The organism is Cryptocyanus atlanticus LEGE 06306, assembly GCF_056633155.1.
The window spans coordinates 21,027-34,215 of the sequence record NZ_JBSJOZ010000004.1 but is presented as its reverse complement, the minus strand read 5'-3'; the positions used below and the strand labels follow the sequence as shown (position 1 = coordinate 34,215).

Sequence of the window (13,189 nt, the reverse complement as noted above, 5' to 3'; positions counted from 1 at the left end):
GCGGCCGGGCTCCGGAGCGCTGGGGATCGCGCTCCGCTTCGACCTGGATCAGAGCGTGCTGCCGGACTCGGCGCCGATCGCGCTGAGCGGAACGGCCGCCAGCTGGCCCAGGGCGAGGCGGTCGATCTTGCCCACCGGGTTGAGCGGCAATGCCGGAAGAAAACGGATCTCCTCAGGGGCCTTGTAGCCCACCCGCTCCCGGGCGAAGGCGATCAGCTCCGGCTCCGACGGCGCCGGCTGGTCCGGCCGGAGCGCCACATAGGCCCGCACGTTCTCGCCGTGCACCGGATCGCGGAGGCCGATCACCCCGGCCAGCTCCACCGCCGGGTGCTCGGCCAGGGCCTCCTCCACGTCCTGGGGGCAGATGTTGGAGCCATCGTGCACGATGATCTGCTTGCGCCGGCCGCAGAACCAGAGATTGCCGTCGCCCTCCAGGCGCATCTCATCGCCGCTGTCGAGCCAGCCGTCCTGAATGGTGTCGGCTGTGGCGTCGGGATTGGACCAGTAGCCCGTCATCACCGAGGGGGCCCGCAGCCACAGGCGGCCGGCCTCGCCGGGCATCACCTCCTGGCCCTCGGGGTTGCGGATCGAGCCGCTCAGCCCCGGGGAGAGCGGGCCCACCGAGCCGATCCGGCCGGCCTGCGAGGGCGGCACCAGGGTGGCGTAGGCGCACTCGGTGAGGCCGTAGCTCTCGTGGATGCAGAAGCCGGTGGCGGCCTGGAACTCCTGCTGCAGCTGGTGGGGCACCTTGTCGCCGCCGCTGATGCACAGCCGCACCGAGGCCAGATCCTGGCGCTGCAGTCCGCCATCGCGCACCAGGCCAAACAGGGGGGCGGGCAGCATCAGCAGCACCTCCGGCCGGTGGCGCCGCAGCAGGGTTTCCACGCTGGGGCTGTCGATGGTGTTGGCGATCACGGCCCCTGCCCCCGCCCCCAGGGCGCCCAGGCACAGGGCCGAGGCGGCCACATGGGCCAGGGAGCAGCCGGCCAGCACCTGCTCCCCCGGCCGCAGCTCCAGGGCCTGCGCCAGCGACGCCAGCAGCGCCCCGAGGCTGGCGCGGCTGTGGGTCACGCCCTTCGGTTTGGCGGTGCTGCCGGAGGTGAAATAGATCACGCAGGGGGCCTTACCTGGCAGCTCGGGCCAGGGAGCGTCACTGCCGGGACAGCGTTCGAGCAACGGCTGGAAACCGACCTGGTCGTCGATCTCAACCGTGCCCAGCGGCAGTCCGCCCGCCCGGGCGCTGGCCGCCACATCCGCCTGCCGCTCGCGGTGGAACACCAGGGCCGCCGCGCCGCTCACCGCCAGGGCATGGTCGATCTCGGCCGGCACATAGCGGTAGTTGAGCGGGGTGAGCACCAGGCCGCTGCGGAGCCCGGCCAGGTAGTGCACCACCAGCTCCACCCCATTGGGCACCAGCGAGGCCAGCCGGTCGCCGGGCCCCAGGCCCAGGGCCCGGTAGGCCCGCGCCAGATGCTCACTGGCCCGCTCCAGCTCGGTCCAGCTCAGGCTGCGGCGCAGATCCCGCAGGGCCGGCTCGTGGGGAGCCCGCGCCAACCCGTGCGCCAGGGGGTTGTCGATGGGGATTGGCCGTGTCAGCGCGGGGCCGTGGAAGGGCATGGGCTGGGCACCGGTGGCGCTTGGCGGAACCGCCCCCACTCTGACCCTCCCCGCTGCTGCGGCCGCCAGAGTGGAGCGTGGTTGCGCCCGCCGGCCATGGGCACCGACACCGTTCGTTTCCTGCTCCGGCCCTGCTGGCTGGGCTGGATCCTGCTGGCCGCCACCCCGCGGGGCCTCCTGGCGATCGCATTGGGCGATGAGCCCGAGTCGCTCGCCATGGAGCTGCGTCGGCACCATCCCGAGGCCGAGCTCGCCGGCGCCGATCCCCTGCTTGAGGCCTGGCTGGCCCAGGTTCTCGCCGCCGCTGACGCTCCCGCCTCCCCGGCGGCCGCACCCCTGCCCCCTCCGCCGCTGGACCTGCGCGGCACGCCCTTCCGCCGGCGCGTCTGGCAGGAACTGGGCCTGATCCCCGCCGGCGCCACCGTGAGTTACGCCGAGCTGGCCCGCCGGCTCGGCGACCCCCGGGCGGTGCGCGCCGTGGCCCAGGCCTGCGCCGCCAACCCGATCGCCCTGGCCATCCCCTGCCACCGTGTCATCGGTCGCGATGGCTCCCTGCGGGGCTATCGCTGGGGCATCGAGCGCAAACGGGCGCTGCTGGAGCGTGAAGCCCGGCGGGCCGGAACCCCCCTGGCCGCCCGGGTGGCGGCCCTCAACTGGCCCGCCCTGGCCGAGCGGCTGCAGGACCAGGGCTATGCGGTGCTCGAGGGGCTGCTCAACGCCAGCGAGTGCGAGCGGCTCCGTGCCCTGGCGGCGGAGCCGGAGCGCTTCCGCCGCCAGGTGGTGATGGAGCGGCACCGCTATGGCCAGGGGACCTACGGCTATTTCGCCGATCCCCTGCCGTCCCTGGTCCAGGAGCTGCGCGAGTCGCTCTATGGCCCGCTCGTGCCGATCGCCAACGGCTGGAGGCGCCTGCTTGGACTCGAACCCGCCCTGCCGGCCACCCTGGAGGCCTGTCGGGAGCTCTGCCGCGGGGCCGGTCAGATCCACCCCACCCCGATTCTGCTGGAGTACGGGTCGGGCGACTTCAACCGGCTCCACCAGGACCATTACGGCCCTGTCCTGTTCCCGCTGCAGGCGGCGATCCTGCTGAGCGAACCGGAGCGGGAGTTCAGCGGCGGTGAGGTGGTGCTGCTCGAGCAGCAGCCCCGCACCCAGCCCCGGGTCCGGGTGGTGCCTCTGCGCCGGGGCGACACCCTGTTGTTCGCCTCCGGTGATCGCCCCCTGGCCGGCCCCCGGGGAACGGTCCGGGCCACGATCAGGCATGGGGTCAGCACCATCACCGCCGGCCGGCGGATCTGCCTGGGGATACCCTTCCACGAGGGCCCCTAGCCTGAACGCTCCGTCCGGGATCAAGGTCGCCCCATGGATCTGACCATGCATCAGGCCTCCGTGCCGCCCCTGCGCCGGACGCTCGCCAACCTGACCGCCGTGCTGGGGAAGGGCCTGGCCCACGCGGAGGCCCGGGGGTTCGATCCCGCCGTGCTCGTCTCGAGCCGCCTCTACCCCGACATGTTCCCCCTGGCCCGCCAGGTGCAGATCGCCTCCGACCTGGCCCGCCGCGGCGTCGCCCGGCTGGCGGGGGTGGAGGCGCCACCGCTGGCGGACACCGAGACCAGCCTGCCCGAGCTGATCGATCGCCTCCAGCACTCGATCGCCTACCTCGACGGCTTCAGTGCCGAGCAGATCAACGGCAGCGAGGAGCGATCGATCACCGTGCCGATCGGCCAGGGGGAGACCCTCACCATGGAGGGCTGGCCCTTCCTCTCGGTGTTCGTGCTGCCCAACGTCTATTTCCACACCACCACCGCCTACGCGATCCTGCGCCACAACGGGGTGGTGCTCGGCAAACGTGATTTCATCGGCCAGCCGTGAGCGCCCCGCGGTGACCGCCGCCCCCGCTGGCCTGGCCATCGCCCTCGGGGCCAACCTCGGCGATCCCGCCGCCACGCTCACCGCCGTCCGGCCCCTGCTGGGCCGGGAGCTGGAGTTCTGGACGGCCGTCCCTGCCGGCTCCCCCGCGCCCACGACCCCTGCCTCCCTGCGGCTGCGCTGGTCTCCCCTGTTCCGCACGGCACCGGTGGGCGGTCCGCCCGATCAGCCGTCCTTCGTCAATGCGGCCCTGCTGGTGGAGCGGGCCCCCGGCGGCGGCGGGTGGCCGGACCCCCCGGCCTGGCCCGATCCGCTGCCCCTGCTGGCGCGGCTTCAGAACCTGGAGGCCCGCTTCGGCCGCCAGCGCCTGGTGCCCTGGGGCCCCCGCAGCCTGGATCTTGACCTGCTCTGGTGCGGCGCTGCGACCGTGGCCACACCCCGGCTGGAGCTGCCCCATCCGCGCCTGCGCCAGCGCGCCTTCGTGCTGGCGCCGCTGGCGGCGATCGAGCCGCGGCTCGTGCCGCCCGGGGGGGGCGCCGGCGCCGCCGCCCTGCTGGAGCAGCTGCTGGCCCGCCCAGCGGGGGAGCCGCCACCGGTGCCCCTGCCCGCCCGCTCCGGTTGGCCCGAGGGACCCTGAGCGAACCGCGCCGTTGGCGGCCGGCGGCCACACTGGGGACCTCCTCGCCCCCCTCCATGGCCCCGCTGCCACCCCCCGAGCCCTCCACCCACCTGGACACCACGGCGGTTCTGCAGGCCCGCAAGATCCGCTTCGAGCTCAACCGGGTGGTGCTGCCGATGGGGGTGGAGGGCACCTACGGGATCATCCGCCACCCCGGCGCCTCCCTGGCGGTGCCCGTGCTCTCCGATGGCCGGGTGGTGATCCTGCGCCAGTACCGCTTCGCGGTGGAGCGCCGCCTGCTCGAGTTCCCCGCCGGTACCCTCGAAGCGGGCGAAGATCCCCTCGGCTCGATGCAGCGGGAGCTGGGCGAGGAGGCCGGCTACAGCGCCGCCCGCTGGGATTCGCTGGGGGTGATGCTGCCCTGCCCCGGCTACTCCGATGAGCGGATCCATCTCTTTCTGGCCCGCGAACTCAGTCCGCTGGCGGAGCGGCCCGCCGCCGATGACGACGAAGACCTGGAGGTGCTGCTGATCGAGCCCGCCGCCCTCGATGCCGCCCTGGCCAGCGGCGATGAGGCCCTCGATGGCAAGAGCGTCACCGCCTGGTTCCGCGCCCGCCAGGTGCTCGGCCTCGGATGAGCCGGTCCGTCCACTCCCCCGAGGGGCCGCCCCGCTGGCTGTTCTGGCACCGGCGTGACCTGCGCCTGGCCGACAACCTGGGCCTGGCCGCCGCGGCCCGGGCCACCCCGGCCGTCACCGGAGTGTTCGTGTTCGATCCGGAACGGCTGGAGGCGTCCGGCTTCGCCCCGGCGCGGCTCTGGTTCCTGGGCGAGAGCCTGGGGGAGCTGGAGCGGAGCTGGCGGGCGGCGGGCTCCCGCCTGCTGCTGCTGTGCGGAGATCCGGTGCTGCTGCTGCCCCGGCTGGCGGAGGCCACGGGGGCTGAGGTGGTGGCCTGGAACCGGGAGGTGGAGCCCGAAGCCCGCCGTCGCGACCAGCGGGTGGCCGAAGCGCTGCAGGCGGACGGCCGCCGCGTGCTGGCCGGCTGGGACCAGCTGCTCGTGCCCCCCGAGGCCCTGAGCACCGGCACCGGCGCCCCCTACCGCGTCTACGGGCCGTACTTCCGCGCCTGGCGCCGGCGGCTGGACGCCGAAGGCCCCGAGGGCGCCGGGCCCCACCTCACCCCCGCCCCCACTGGCCTGCTCGATGGAGATCCGGCCGCCCTGGCCAGCGAGCACCGGGCGCTCTGGGATCAGCTGCCGCTTCTGGACACCGTGCCGGGTCCGGGCGCCGGGCTGCCCGGTGAGCCCTTCAGCGGTGCCGACCTCTGCCCCTGCCGGCCCGGCGAGGCCGCCGCCGCCGCCCAGCTCGCCGCCTTCGCCGATCGCGCCCTGCTGCGCTACGAACCGGCGCGGAACCTGCCGGGGGAGGCGGGCACCTCCGGGCTCAGCGCGGCCCTCTCCTTCGGCACGCTCAGTCCCCGTCGGGCCTGGGCGGCGGCCCAGGAGCAGCGGCTGGTCGCCCGCAGCGAGGAGGAACTCCAGGCGATCCGGGTCTGGGAGCAGGAGCTGGCCTGGCGCGAGTTCTACCAGCAGGCCCTGTTCCGGTTTCCGGAACTCGCCGACGGTCCCTACCGGCCCCAGTGGCGCCACTTCCCCTGGGAGAACGACGAACGCCGCTTCTCAGCCTGGTGCGACGGCCTCACCGGCGTGCCGATCGTGGACGCCGCCCTGCGCCAGCTGAACGCATCCGGCTGGATGCACAACCGCTGCCGCATGATCGTGGCGTCCTTCCTGGTCAAGGATCTGATCGTGGACTGGCGCTGGGGTGAACGCCGTTTCATGGACCGGTTGGTGGACGGGGACCTGGCGGCCAACAACGGCGGCTGGCAGTGGAGCGCCAGCAGCGGCATGGACCCGAAACCCCTGCGCATCTTCAACCCCTCCACCCAGACGGCCCGTTTCGATCCCGAGGCCACCTACATCCGCCGCTGGCTGCCGGAGCTGGCCCATGTGGCCACAGCCGATCTGATCAGCGGCGCGATCGCCCCGCTGGAGCGGCGTGGCTACCCCGGGCCGATCGTGGACCACAGGCTCCAGCAGGCCCGCTTCAAGGCGCTTCACGCCAGCCTGCCCCGCTCCTGAGCCGGCCGCGCCGCCCCGGGCGGTCCGGCGGAGGTCTCAGGCGGCGACCGAGGCGGTGGGGCGCACGCCCTCGGCCCCGCTCAGCTGGCGCAGCACCTCGATGACCCGCTGCTGCTGGGGGGGGCTCAGTTCCGGGAAGATCGGCAGGCTCAGCACCTCGGCCGTGAGCGTCTCGGTGACCGGCAGGCTGCCGGGGCCATAGCCCAGCTCGGCGTAGGCCGGCTGGCGATGGATCGGAATCGGGTAATAGATGATCGTGTTCACCCCGGCGCCGGCCAGTTCCTGCTTGAGCCAGTCGCGGCAGCAGCTTTCCGGCAGGCCGAAGGTGGCGCTGTCGGAGGAGGGGGTGCAGCGGGCGCCGCAGCTGGTCTGGCTCTGCAGGCAGCGGGGCACCCGCACCACGAACTGATTCCAGCTGTGGCCCCCCGGGCCCTCCTCCGGCAACCGCAGGCCGGCCATCCCGCCCAGCTCCCGCCGGTAGGTGGCCGCCACCTGGCGGCGTCGCTCGATCCAGCTGGCCAGATGGGGCAGCTTGACGTTCAGGACGGCCGCCTGGAGGGCATCCAGGCGGCTGTTGTAGCCGAGGGAGGTGTGCAGATAGCGCCGCGGCATGCCGTGCACGGCCAGTTCGCGCACCCGCTGGGCCAGCTCCGGATCCCGGCAGGTGACGGCCCCGCCATCGCCGGCGCCACCCAGGTTCTTGGTGGGAAAGAAGCTGAAGCAGCCCGCGTCGCCCCAGCTACCCACCGGGCGGCCGGCCCAGCTGGCGCCGGTGGCCTGGGCGCAGTCTTCGATCACCCGCAGACCGTGGGCGGCGGCGATGGCCCCCAGCCGTTCCATGTTCACAGGGCGGCCGAACAGATGCACCGGCATCAACGCGCGGGTGGCCGGGGTGATGGCCGCTTCGATGCGTTCGGGATCGATCAGGAAGGAGCTCTCCTCCACATCGACGAACACCGGAGTGGCCCCCACGGCGCTGATCGCCTCGGCGGTGGCGAAGAAGCTGAAGGAACTGGTGATCACCTCATCGCCGGGGCCGATCCCCAGGCCCCTCAGGGCCAGCACCAGGGAGTCGGTGCCGCTGTTGCAACCGATCGCGAACGGGGTGCCGGTGGCGGCGGCGAAGTGTTGCTCGAACTGTGCAATCGTGGCGCCCCCGATGTACTGCCCACTGCGCAACACCTGCAGAACGGCGTCCTCGAGGGCCTCACCCAGGTGATGAAGCTGCTCGGTGAGATCGAAGGGGGGCACCTGCATGGGGGCAACCTTAAACCCCGTCGACGGTCAGGCCCAGGCAGGGGTCTGACCTGGATGCCATTTGATGTTGCAGCCGATCGAGGCGGTCTGATCCGGGCCCGGGGCACCCCCGGCCAGCAGGGTCTCGAGGGCGGCGCGGAGGTCGCGGCCGTCGGGCGGCGCCCCGCCGGGCCGGCTGCCGTCGAGCTGGCCCCGATAGACCAGCCCGTGGCCGGCATCGAACAGGTAGAGGTCGGGGGTGCAGGCGGCCTGGAAGGCGCGGGCCACGGCCTGATCCATGTCCATCAGATAGGGGAAGCGCCAGCCGCAGCGCTGCCGCTGCTCCTCCAGCTGGAGCGGACCGTCCTGGGGATGGGTGCGCAGGCTGTTGCTGGCGATCGCCAGGATCGTGACCCGATCGCCGTAGTCGCGGTCGATCCGGCCCAGTTCCGCCTCGATGTGCTTCACGAAGGGGCAGTGGGCGCAGAGGAACAGCACCAGCAGTGGCCGCTGCGGCAGGGCGCCGCTCTCCACCGGCGCGCCGCCAGTTGTCGGCAGCTGGAAGGGCGGCAGCGGGGTTCCCAGCGGCAGCATCGTCGAGGGCGTCAGGGCCATGGCGGATCAGCAGAGGCCGACGGGCCGACGGGCCGACCGGCGGATCCGGTGATTGTGGCGTCCATCCCCACGGGTTGCCTCCGGCAGGATCAGCGCCTTCGCCTGGCCCCCTTGCCCCGGCTCCTTCTCCAGCCCCGCTGGATCGCTCTGCCGCTGGCCCTGGCGCTGCTGGCGGGCTGCGTGCCCTCCCACCGCCGCCCCAGCTGGCGCATCCTGTCGCTGCAGCGCAGTCAGCCCCATGACGGTCTGGCGGTGGTGAGCCAGCCCGATGGCTTCGGTCTGCACATCTGGCTCGAGACCGACACCCGCCAGCCCGGGGTCTGCCGGCCCCGCTGGCTGCCCGACGCGGCCCGCCTGTTCAACGGCAACGGCAGCGCCCCGTTCAGCTCCGGCCTGGCGCCGCGTCCGGAATTCTTCGCGGTGGTGGCCCGCCAGGACGTGCGGCGCGCCCTGCAGCGGGAGCTCAAGGCCCTCTGCACCGCGCGGGCGCCACGCAGCAGCTGGGAGTGGCGTGAGCCGCCGCTGCGCCCCGAGGAGGTGGTGCGGGAGCCGCTGCCCCTTCTGGAGGAGGAGCAGCTGCTGCCCGACCCAGCCGAGGTGCGGGCGGCCGAGGAGGAACTGGCGCCGATCCCGCCCCAGGAGGAACCGCCCCGCTGAGGCCACGCCGGCCGGGGGGGAGGGGGCAAGGGCATGGGGGAGAATCGCCCGATCGCGTGCGACGCCCTCCGGGCGCTTCCCCCATGCTCCTCGATCTGCGCGGCAAGAAGGCCCTCGTCACGGGCATTGCCAACAACCGCTCGATCGCCTGGGGCATCGCCCAACAGCTGGCGGCCGCCGGTTGCGAGCTGGGGGTCACCTTCCTCCCCGATGAGCGGGGCCGCTTCGAGGCCAAGGTGCGCGAACTCACGGCGCCGCTGGCCCCCAGTCTGTTCGAGCCCCTCAACGTGCAGGACCCGGCCCAGATCGAGGCCGTCTTCGCCCGCGTCGCCGAGCAGTGGGGCACGATCGACGTGCTGGTGCACTGCCTGGCCTTCGCCGGCAAGGAGGAGCTGGTGGGCAACTACTCCGCCATCAGCCCCGAGGGCTTCGCCCGGGCCCTGGAGGTGAGCGCCTACTCCCTGGCTCCCCTCTGCCGCCACGCCAAGCCCCTGTTCAGCCAGGGGGCCAGCGTGATCACCCTCAGCTACCTGGGCGCCGAGCGCGCCATCCCCAACTACAACGTGATGGGGGTGGCCAAGGCGGCCCTGGAGGCCTCGGTGCGCTACCTGGCCGCCGAGCTCGGCCCCGAGCGGCAGGTGCGGGTGAACGCCATCAGCGCCGGCCCGATCCGCACCCTGGCCAGCTCCGCCATCGGCGGCATCCTCGAGATGATCCACAACGTGGAGGAGAAGGCCCCCCTGCGCCGCACCGTCACCCAGGACGAGGTGGGCGCCACCGCCGCCTTCCTGGCCAGCCCCCTGGCCTCGGGGATCACCGGCCAGGTGCTCTACGTGGACGCCGGCTACTGCATCACCGGGATGTGAGATCCCCCCGGAGATCAGGGGGTGTTGAGCAGGGCCTCGGAGCGCATCGGCATCACCGATCCCATCCAGTCGATCGAGGTGGTGTGCAGGTTGTAGAAGGCGGCCTCCACCTGGAGCCGCCCGGAGCGCATCAGATCGGTGAGCAGCACGCTGGAGTCCACCAGGTTGCGGGCCGCGTTGAGGGTGTGGTGCCGCGAGGCCTGCTCCAGGTCTTCGCGGGCCCCGAGGCTGAGCAGTTCCATGCGCAGTTGCCCCACTACCTGGGCCAGGCTCGGGGTGAGGGTGAGGGCCGGGTTCAGGGCCGCCTCCACCGCGCCGCAGCAGGCGTGGCCGAGCACCACGATCACGGGCACGCCCAGATGGGCCACCGCATATTCCAGGGAGGCGATCGCCGCGGTGGTGGACAGGGTGCCGGCGTTGCGCACCACGAACAGGTCGCCGAAGCCGGTGTCGAAGAGCAGCTCCACCGGCACGCGGGAATCGGCGCACCCCAGCACGGCCGCGCTGGGGTGCTGGCCGGTCTCCACCTCCAGCATCCGCTGGCGGCTGCTGTGGGGATGGAGCGACTCTCCGTCCAGGAACCGCCGGTGACCCTCGCGCAGCTCGGCCAGCACCGCTTCGGGAGAGTCGTTCATGCAGCAACCGGGTGAGGGCGGGGAAGCCCAGGTGCGGATTGTGCCCTGATGCTCTGCGGCGGTTTCGGCATGATTGGCACACTCCAGCCCCCCCGCCCGTGCCCCCCCTCCCGGACCTCGAAATCGGCGATGCCGGCGGCCGCGGCGGCAGCGTGCACCGCCGCACCGGCGAAACCGACGTGCGGGTGCGCCTCAACCTCGATGGCCGCGGCCGCTGCCGGGTCACCACCGGCGTGCCCTTCCTCGACCACATGCTCCACCAGCTCGCCAGCCATGGCCTTCTGGATCTGGAGATCAGCGCCGAGGGCGATACCCACATCGACGACCACCACACGAACGAGGATGTGGGCATCGCCGTGGGCCAGGCCCTGGCCCAGGCCCTGGGGGATCGCACGGGCCTGCAGCGCTTCGGGCACTTCACGGCTCCCCTCGATGAGGCGCTGGTGCAGGTGGCGCTGGATTGCTCCGGCAGGCCCCACCTCAGCTATGGCCTGGTGATCCCGGGCCAGCGCATCGGCACCTACGACACCGAACTGGTGCGCGAGTTCTTCGTGGCGGTGGTGAACAACTCGGGCCTCACCCTGCACATCCGCCAGCTGGCGGGCCTCAACTCCCACCACATCGTGGAGGCCTGCTTCAAGGCTTTCGCCCGGGCGCTGCGCCAGGCAGTGGAGATCGATCCGCGCCGGGCCGGACAGGTGCCCAGCAGCAAGGGGGTGCTGGAGCAGGCGGGCGCCACTTCACACTCCGTTACGTGATGATGGAGGGATCCGACCGCGCCCGCCCGATGACCATCGCCTCCAGCCGAGCCGACACCGCCCCTGGCTATGCCCGCGACGACTGGGCCAGCGCCTTCCGCAACGTCGGCAGCGAGCTCACGGCCGTGCCCCTGGCCGCCGGCAGCGGCACCATTCCGCCCGAGCTCCGCGGCACCCTGTACCGCAACGGTCCGGGCAGGCTGGAACGCGGCGGCCACTGGGTGCACCATCCCTTCGACGGCGACGGCATGGTCACCGCCCTGCGGTTCGAGGACGGTCAGGCTTGGCTCACCAACCGCTTCGTGCGCACCGAGGGCTGGCTGGCGGAGGAGGCGGCGGATCAGCCGCTCTACCGCGGCGTGTTCGGCACCCAGAAACCCGGCGGCCCCCTGGCCAATGCCTTCGATCTGCGGCTCAAGAACATCGCCAACACCCATGTGGTGCGGCTTGGCGAGAAGCTGCTGGCCCTCTGGGAAGCCAGTTCCCCCCACGCCCTTGACCCCGACAGCCTCGACACCCAGGGGATCGATCTCCTGGGCGGAGTGCTCAAGCCGGATGAGGCCTTCAGCGCCCACCCCCGCTTCGATCCCGGCCACCATGGCGGGTCCCGCATGGTCAGCTTCGGCGTCAAGGCGGGCCCGCGCAGCACGGTGCGGCTGATTGAGTTCGATGCCCGCCCCGGCGTGCCGGCCGGCACCGTGCTGGCAGATCAGACCCGCCGCTTCAACGGCTTCGCCTTCCTGCACGACTTCGCGATCACCCCCAACTGGGCCGTGTTCCTGCAGAACGCCATGGCCTTCAATCCCCTGGGTTTCGTGCTCGGCTGGAAGGGCGCCGCCCAGTGCCTCGACTCGAAGCCCGGCGAGCGGGGACAGTTCTGGCTCATTCCCCGCTCCGGTGGGGGGGAGCCCCTGCAGGTGAGTGCGCCGGAGGGCTTCGTCTTCCACCATCTCAACGCCTTTGAGGATCCGGCCGCCGGAGCGGCGGGCCAGGTGGTGGTGGACTCGATCTATTACCCCGATTTCCCCTCGATCGGCCCCGGGGTCGATTTCCGCCAAGTGGACTTCGACACCCTGCCCATCGGTCAGCTCCGGCGCTGCCGCATCGACCTGGCCAGCGGAGCGGTGAGCAGCGAACCCCTGGAGGAGCGGTGCTGCGAGTTCGCCATGGTGCACCCGCGGCGGGTGGGGCTGGAGGCCCGCTACGCCTGGATGGCGGTGACCGAGGGGGAGCGGGGCAACGCCCCCCTGCAGGCGATCGAAAAGCTCGATCTGATCAGCGGCGAGCGCCGGATCTGGAGTGCCGCGCCGCGGGGCTTCGTCAGCGAGCCGGTGATGGTGCCCCGGCCAGCGGCCGCCGGAGCCTCGGAGCCGGCCGAAGACGACGGCTGGATCCTCGGCTTGATCTGGAATGGGGCACGCTGCGGCAGCGACCTGGTGATCCTCGACGCGGCCGACCTCTCGGAGCAGGCGGTGCTGCCCCTGCCCCTGGCCCTGCCCTATGGCCTGCACGGCAGCTGGGCCCCATGAAGCACTCCGCCGCCTGGATACTCGCCCTCGCCCTGATGACCGCCCTGCTCGGCTGGGGCGGAGCGGCCGGGGCCACGGGCCTGCCGCCCGAGCCCCTGGCGTCCCTGTTCCATGCCGGCGGCTCTCCGCCCGCCGGTCTCGGCCTGCGCCAGGGCCGGCTCCGGCCCTGCGGGGCCTCGAACCACTGTGTGCGGGACGACTGGCCGGTGGCCGATCCCGCCTTGGCCCTGGCCGGGCTCATCCCGGAACTCGAGCGGCATCCGGGCACCCGGATCGAACAACGGCAGGACACCCCCACCCTCTCCTATCTGCATGCCACCGAGGAGAGCCGCCTGTTCGGCTTCATCGATGATCTGGAACTGGCCGCCATTCCGGACACCGGCGTGCTTCAGGTGCGCTCGGAATCCCGGTTGGGGGATTCGGACCTGGGTGTGAACCGCCGCCGGGTGGAGCGGCTTCGCCAGGCCCTGGAACCGTTTCAGCCGCGCTGATGCCGGCTGAGGGTGGCCGGCGAGAAGACATGGCCATGCTCAAGGGCGATCGCCACCACGGCGGCCACGTCCACGGCGGCCTCCACCCGGGCCTTGAGGGCGGCATCGCTCTCCACCTCGCTCAGGAAGGCTTGGAGCTGGGCTTTCGACATGACGG

General features: G+C 72.5%; 15 protein-coding genes. 10 read left to right on the top strand and 5 right to left on the bottom strand.

What is annotated here, in order from left to right; all coding sequences use genetic code 11:
* Positions 1 to 48: 48 nt before the first annotated feature.
* On the bottom strand, positions 49 to 1,617 hold the full coding sequence (locus ACWJI7_RS05730; protein WP_479936099.1) for a class I adenylate-forming enzyme family protein: 1,569 nt from the start codon (positions 1,615 to 1,617) through the stop codon (positions 49 to 51).
* Positions 1,618 to 1,713: 96 nt separating this feature from the next.
* On the opposite strand from ACWJI7_RS05730, the gene ACWJI7_RS05725 reads away from it, so the two are divergent.
* The 5 genes from ACWJI7_RS05725 to ACWJI7_RS05705 are packed head-to-tail and all read left to right on the top strand — an operon-like array spanning position 1,714 to position 6,245.
* The gene (locus ACWJI7_RS05725; protein WP_479936097.1) at positions 1,714 to 2,946 is read left to right on the top strand and encodes a 2OG-Fe(II) oxygenase; all 1,233 of its coding nucleotides are present in this window, start codon (positions 1,714 to 1,716) and stop codon (positions 2,944 to 2,946) included.
* 45 nt (positions 2,947 to 2,991) lie between these two features.
* Entirely contained in the window at positions 2,992 to 3,489 is a 498-nt protein-coding gene (locus tag ACWJI7_RS05720; protein WP_479936095.1) for a DUF1993 domain-containing protein, read from the top strand.
* A 10-nt stretch (positions 3,490 to 3,499) separates the two neighbouring features.
* On the top strand, positions 3,500 to 4,123 hold the full coding sequence (folK, locus tag ACWJI7_RS05715; protein ID WP_479936094.1) for a 2-amino-4-hydroxy-6-hydroxymethyldihydropteridine diphosphokinase: 624 nt from the start codon (positions 3,500 to 3,502) through the stop codon (positions 4,121 to 4,123).
* Between the two features lie 56 nt (positions 4,124 to 4,179).
* Entirely contained in the window at positions 4,180 to 4,743 is a 564-nt protein-coding gene (locus ACWJI7_RS05710; RefSeq protein WP_479936092.1) for an NUDIX domain-containing protein, read from the top strand.
* Positions 4,740 to 6,245 carry an FAD-binding domain-containing protein gene (locus tag ACWJI7_RS05705; protein WP_479936090.1) on the top strand — a complete coding sequence of 502 codons (1,506 nt, stop codon included), beginning with the start codon at positions 4,740 to 4,742 and terminating at the stop codon, positions 6,243 to 6,245. The genes ACWJI7_RS05710 and ACWJI7_RS05705 overlap by 4 nt, the downstream gene beginning before the upstream one ends.
* 36 nt (positions 6,246 to 6,281) lie before the next feature.
* On the opposite strand, the gene ACWJI7_RS05700 is transcribed toward ACWJI7_RS05705, so the two are convergent.
* Both ACWJI7_RS05700 and ACWJI7_RS05695 read right to left on the bottom strand, forming a co-directional pair.
* On the bottom strand, positions 6,282 to 7,502 hold the full coding sequence (locus ACWJI7_RS05700) for a DegT/DnrJ/EryC1/StrS family aminotransferase (RefSeq protein WP_479936088.1): 1,221 nt from the start codon (positions 7,500 to 7,502) through the stop codon (positions 6,282 to 6,284).
* A gap of 27 nt (positions 7,503 to 7,529) precedes the next feature.
* Positions 7,530 to 8,096, bottom strand: a complete 567-nt coding sequence (locus ACWJI7_RS05695) for a thioredoxin family protein (protein WP_479936086.1) — start codon at positions 8,094 to 8,096, stop codon at positions 7,530 to 7,532.
* A 111-nt stretch (positions 8,097 to 8,207) separates the two neighbouring features.
* Between ACWJI7_RS05695 and ACWJI7_RS05690 the strand changes: the two genes are divergently transcribed.
* Together ACWJI7_RS05690 and fabI are read left to right on the top strand one after the other, a co-directional pair.
* Positions 8,208 to 8,753, top strand: coding sequence for a hypothetical protein (locus ACWJI7_RS05690; protein ID WP_479936446.1), 546 nt, complete (start codon positions 8,208 to 8,210; stop codon positions 8,751 to 8,753).
* Positions 8,754 to 8,836: 83 nt separating this feature from the next.
* Positions 8,837 to 9,619: an enoyl-ACP reductase FabI gene (gene fabI, locus ACWJI7_RS05685; protein ID WP_479936084.1), complete on the top strand. Its 783-nt coding sequence runs from the start codon at positions 8,837 to 8,839 to the stop codon at positions 9,617 to 9,619.
* Positions 9,620 to 9,633: 14 nt separating this feature from the next.
* Here the strand turns inward: fabI and ACWJI7_RS05680 are convergent, their stop codons facing one another.
* Positions 9,634 to 10,254, bottom strand: coding sequence for a carbonic anhydrase (locus ACWJI7_RS05680; protein ID WP_479936082.1), 621 nt, complete (start codon positions 10,252 to 10,254; stop codon positions 9,634 to 9,636).
* A 98-nt stretch (positions 10,255 to 10,352) separates the two neighbouring features.
* On the opposite strand from ACWJI7_RS05680, the gene hisB reads away from it, so the two are divergent.
* The 3 genes from hisB to ACWJI7_RS05665 are packed head-to-tail and all read left to right on the top strand — an operon-like array spanning position 10,353 to position 13,032.
* Positions 10,353 to 11,012: an imidazoleglycerol-phosphate dehydratase HisB gene (hisB, locus tag ACWJI7_RS05675; protein ID WP_479936080.1), complete on the top strand. Its 660-nt coding sequence runs from the start codon at positions 10,353 to 10,355 to the stop codon at positions 11,010 to 11,012.
* 29 nt (positions 11,013 to 11,041) lie between these two features.
* A complete protein-coding gene (locus ACWJI7_RS05670; protein ID WP_479936078.1) occupies positions 11,042 to 12,541 on the top strand; it encodes a carotenoid oxygenase family protein in 1,500 nt (499 codons plus the stop codon).
* Positions 12,538 to 13,032 carry a DUF1499 domain-containing protein gene (locus ACWJI7_RS05665; RefSeq protein ID WP_479936076.1) on the top strand — a complete coding sequence of 165 codons (495 nt, stop codon included), beginning with the start codon at positions 12,538 to 12,540 and terminating at the stop codon, positions 13,030 to 13,032. The genes ACWJI7_RS05670 and ACWJI7_RS05665 overlap by 4 nt, the downstream gene beginning before the upstream one ends.
* On the opposite strand, the gene ACWJI7_RS05660 is transcribed toward ACWJI7_RS05665, so the two are convergent.
* On the bottom strand, positions 13,020 to 13,184 hold the full coding sequence (locus ACWJI7_RS05660; RefSeq protein ID WP_479936074.1) for a Nif11-like leader peptide family RiPP precursor: 165 nt from the start codon (positions 13,182 to 13,184) through the stop codon (positions 13,020 to 13,022). The two genes, ACWJI7_RS05665 and ACWJI7_RS05660, sit on opposite strands and share 13 nt — an antisense overlap.
* Between the last annotated feature and the right edge of the window lie 5 nt (positions 13,185 to 13,189).

Bases quoted from the DNA above. Each gene is read 5' to 3' on its own strand.
- ACWJI7_RS05720 (WP_479936095.1), top strand. From the start codon at position 2,992: ATGCATCAGGCCTCCGTGCCGCCCCTGCGCCGGACGCTCGCCAACCTG.
- ACWJI7_RS05730 (WP_479936099.1), bottom strand. From the start codon at position 1,617: ATGCCCTTCCACGGCCCCGCGCTGACACGGCCAATCCCCATCGACAAC.
- ACWJI7_RS05710 (WP_479936092.1), top strand. From the start codon at position 4,180: ATGGCCCCGCTGCCACCCCCCGAGCCCTCCACCCACCTGGACACCACG.
- fabI (WP_479936084.1), top strand. From the start codon at position 8,837: ATGCTCCTCGATCTGCGCGGCAAGAAGGCCCTCGTCACGGGCATTGCC.
- ACWJI7_RS05695 (WP_479936086.1), bottom strand. From the start codon at position 8,096: ATGGCCCTGACGCCCTCGACGATGCTGCCGCTGGGAACCCCGCTGCCG.
- ACWJI7_RS05665 (WP_479936076.1), top strand. From the start codon at position 12,538: ATGAAGCACTCCGCCGCCTGGATACTCGCCCTCGCCCTGATGACCGCC.
- ACWJI7_RS05670 (WP_479936078.1), top strand. From the start codon at position 11,042: ATGACCATCGCCTCCAGCCGAGCCGACACCGCCCCTGGCTATGCCCGC.
- ACWJI7_RS05680 (WP_479936082.1), bottom strand. From the start codon at position 10,254: ATGAACGACTCTCCCGAAGCGGTGCTGGCCGAGCTGCGCGAGGGTCAC.
- ACWJI7_RS05725 (WP_479936097.1), top strand. From the start codon at position 1,714: ATGGGCACCGACACCGTTCGTTTCCTGCTCCGGCCCTGCTGGCTGGGC.
- ACWJI7_RS05660 (WP_479936074.1), bottom strand. From the start codon at position 13,184: ATGTCGAAAGCCCAGCTCCAAGCCTTCCTGAGCGAGGTGGAGAGCGAT.
- ACWJI7_RS05700 (WP_479936088.1), bottom strand. From the start codon at position 7,502: ATGCAGGTGCCCCCCTTCGATCTCACCGAGCAGCTTCATCACCTGGGT.
- ACWJI7_RS05705 (WP_479936090.1), top strand. From the start codon at position 4,740: ATGAGCCGGTCCGTCCACTCCCCCGAGGGGCCGCCCCGCTGGCTGTTC.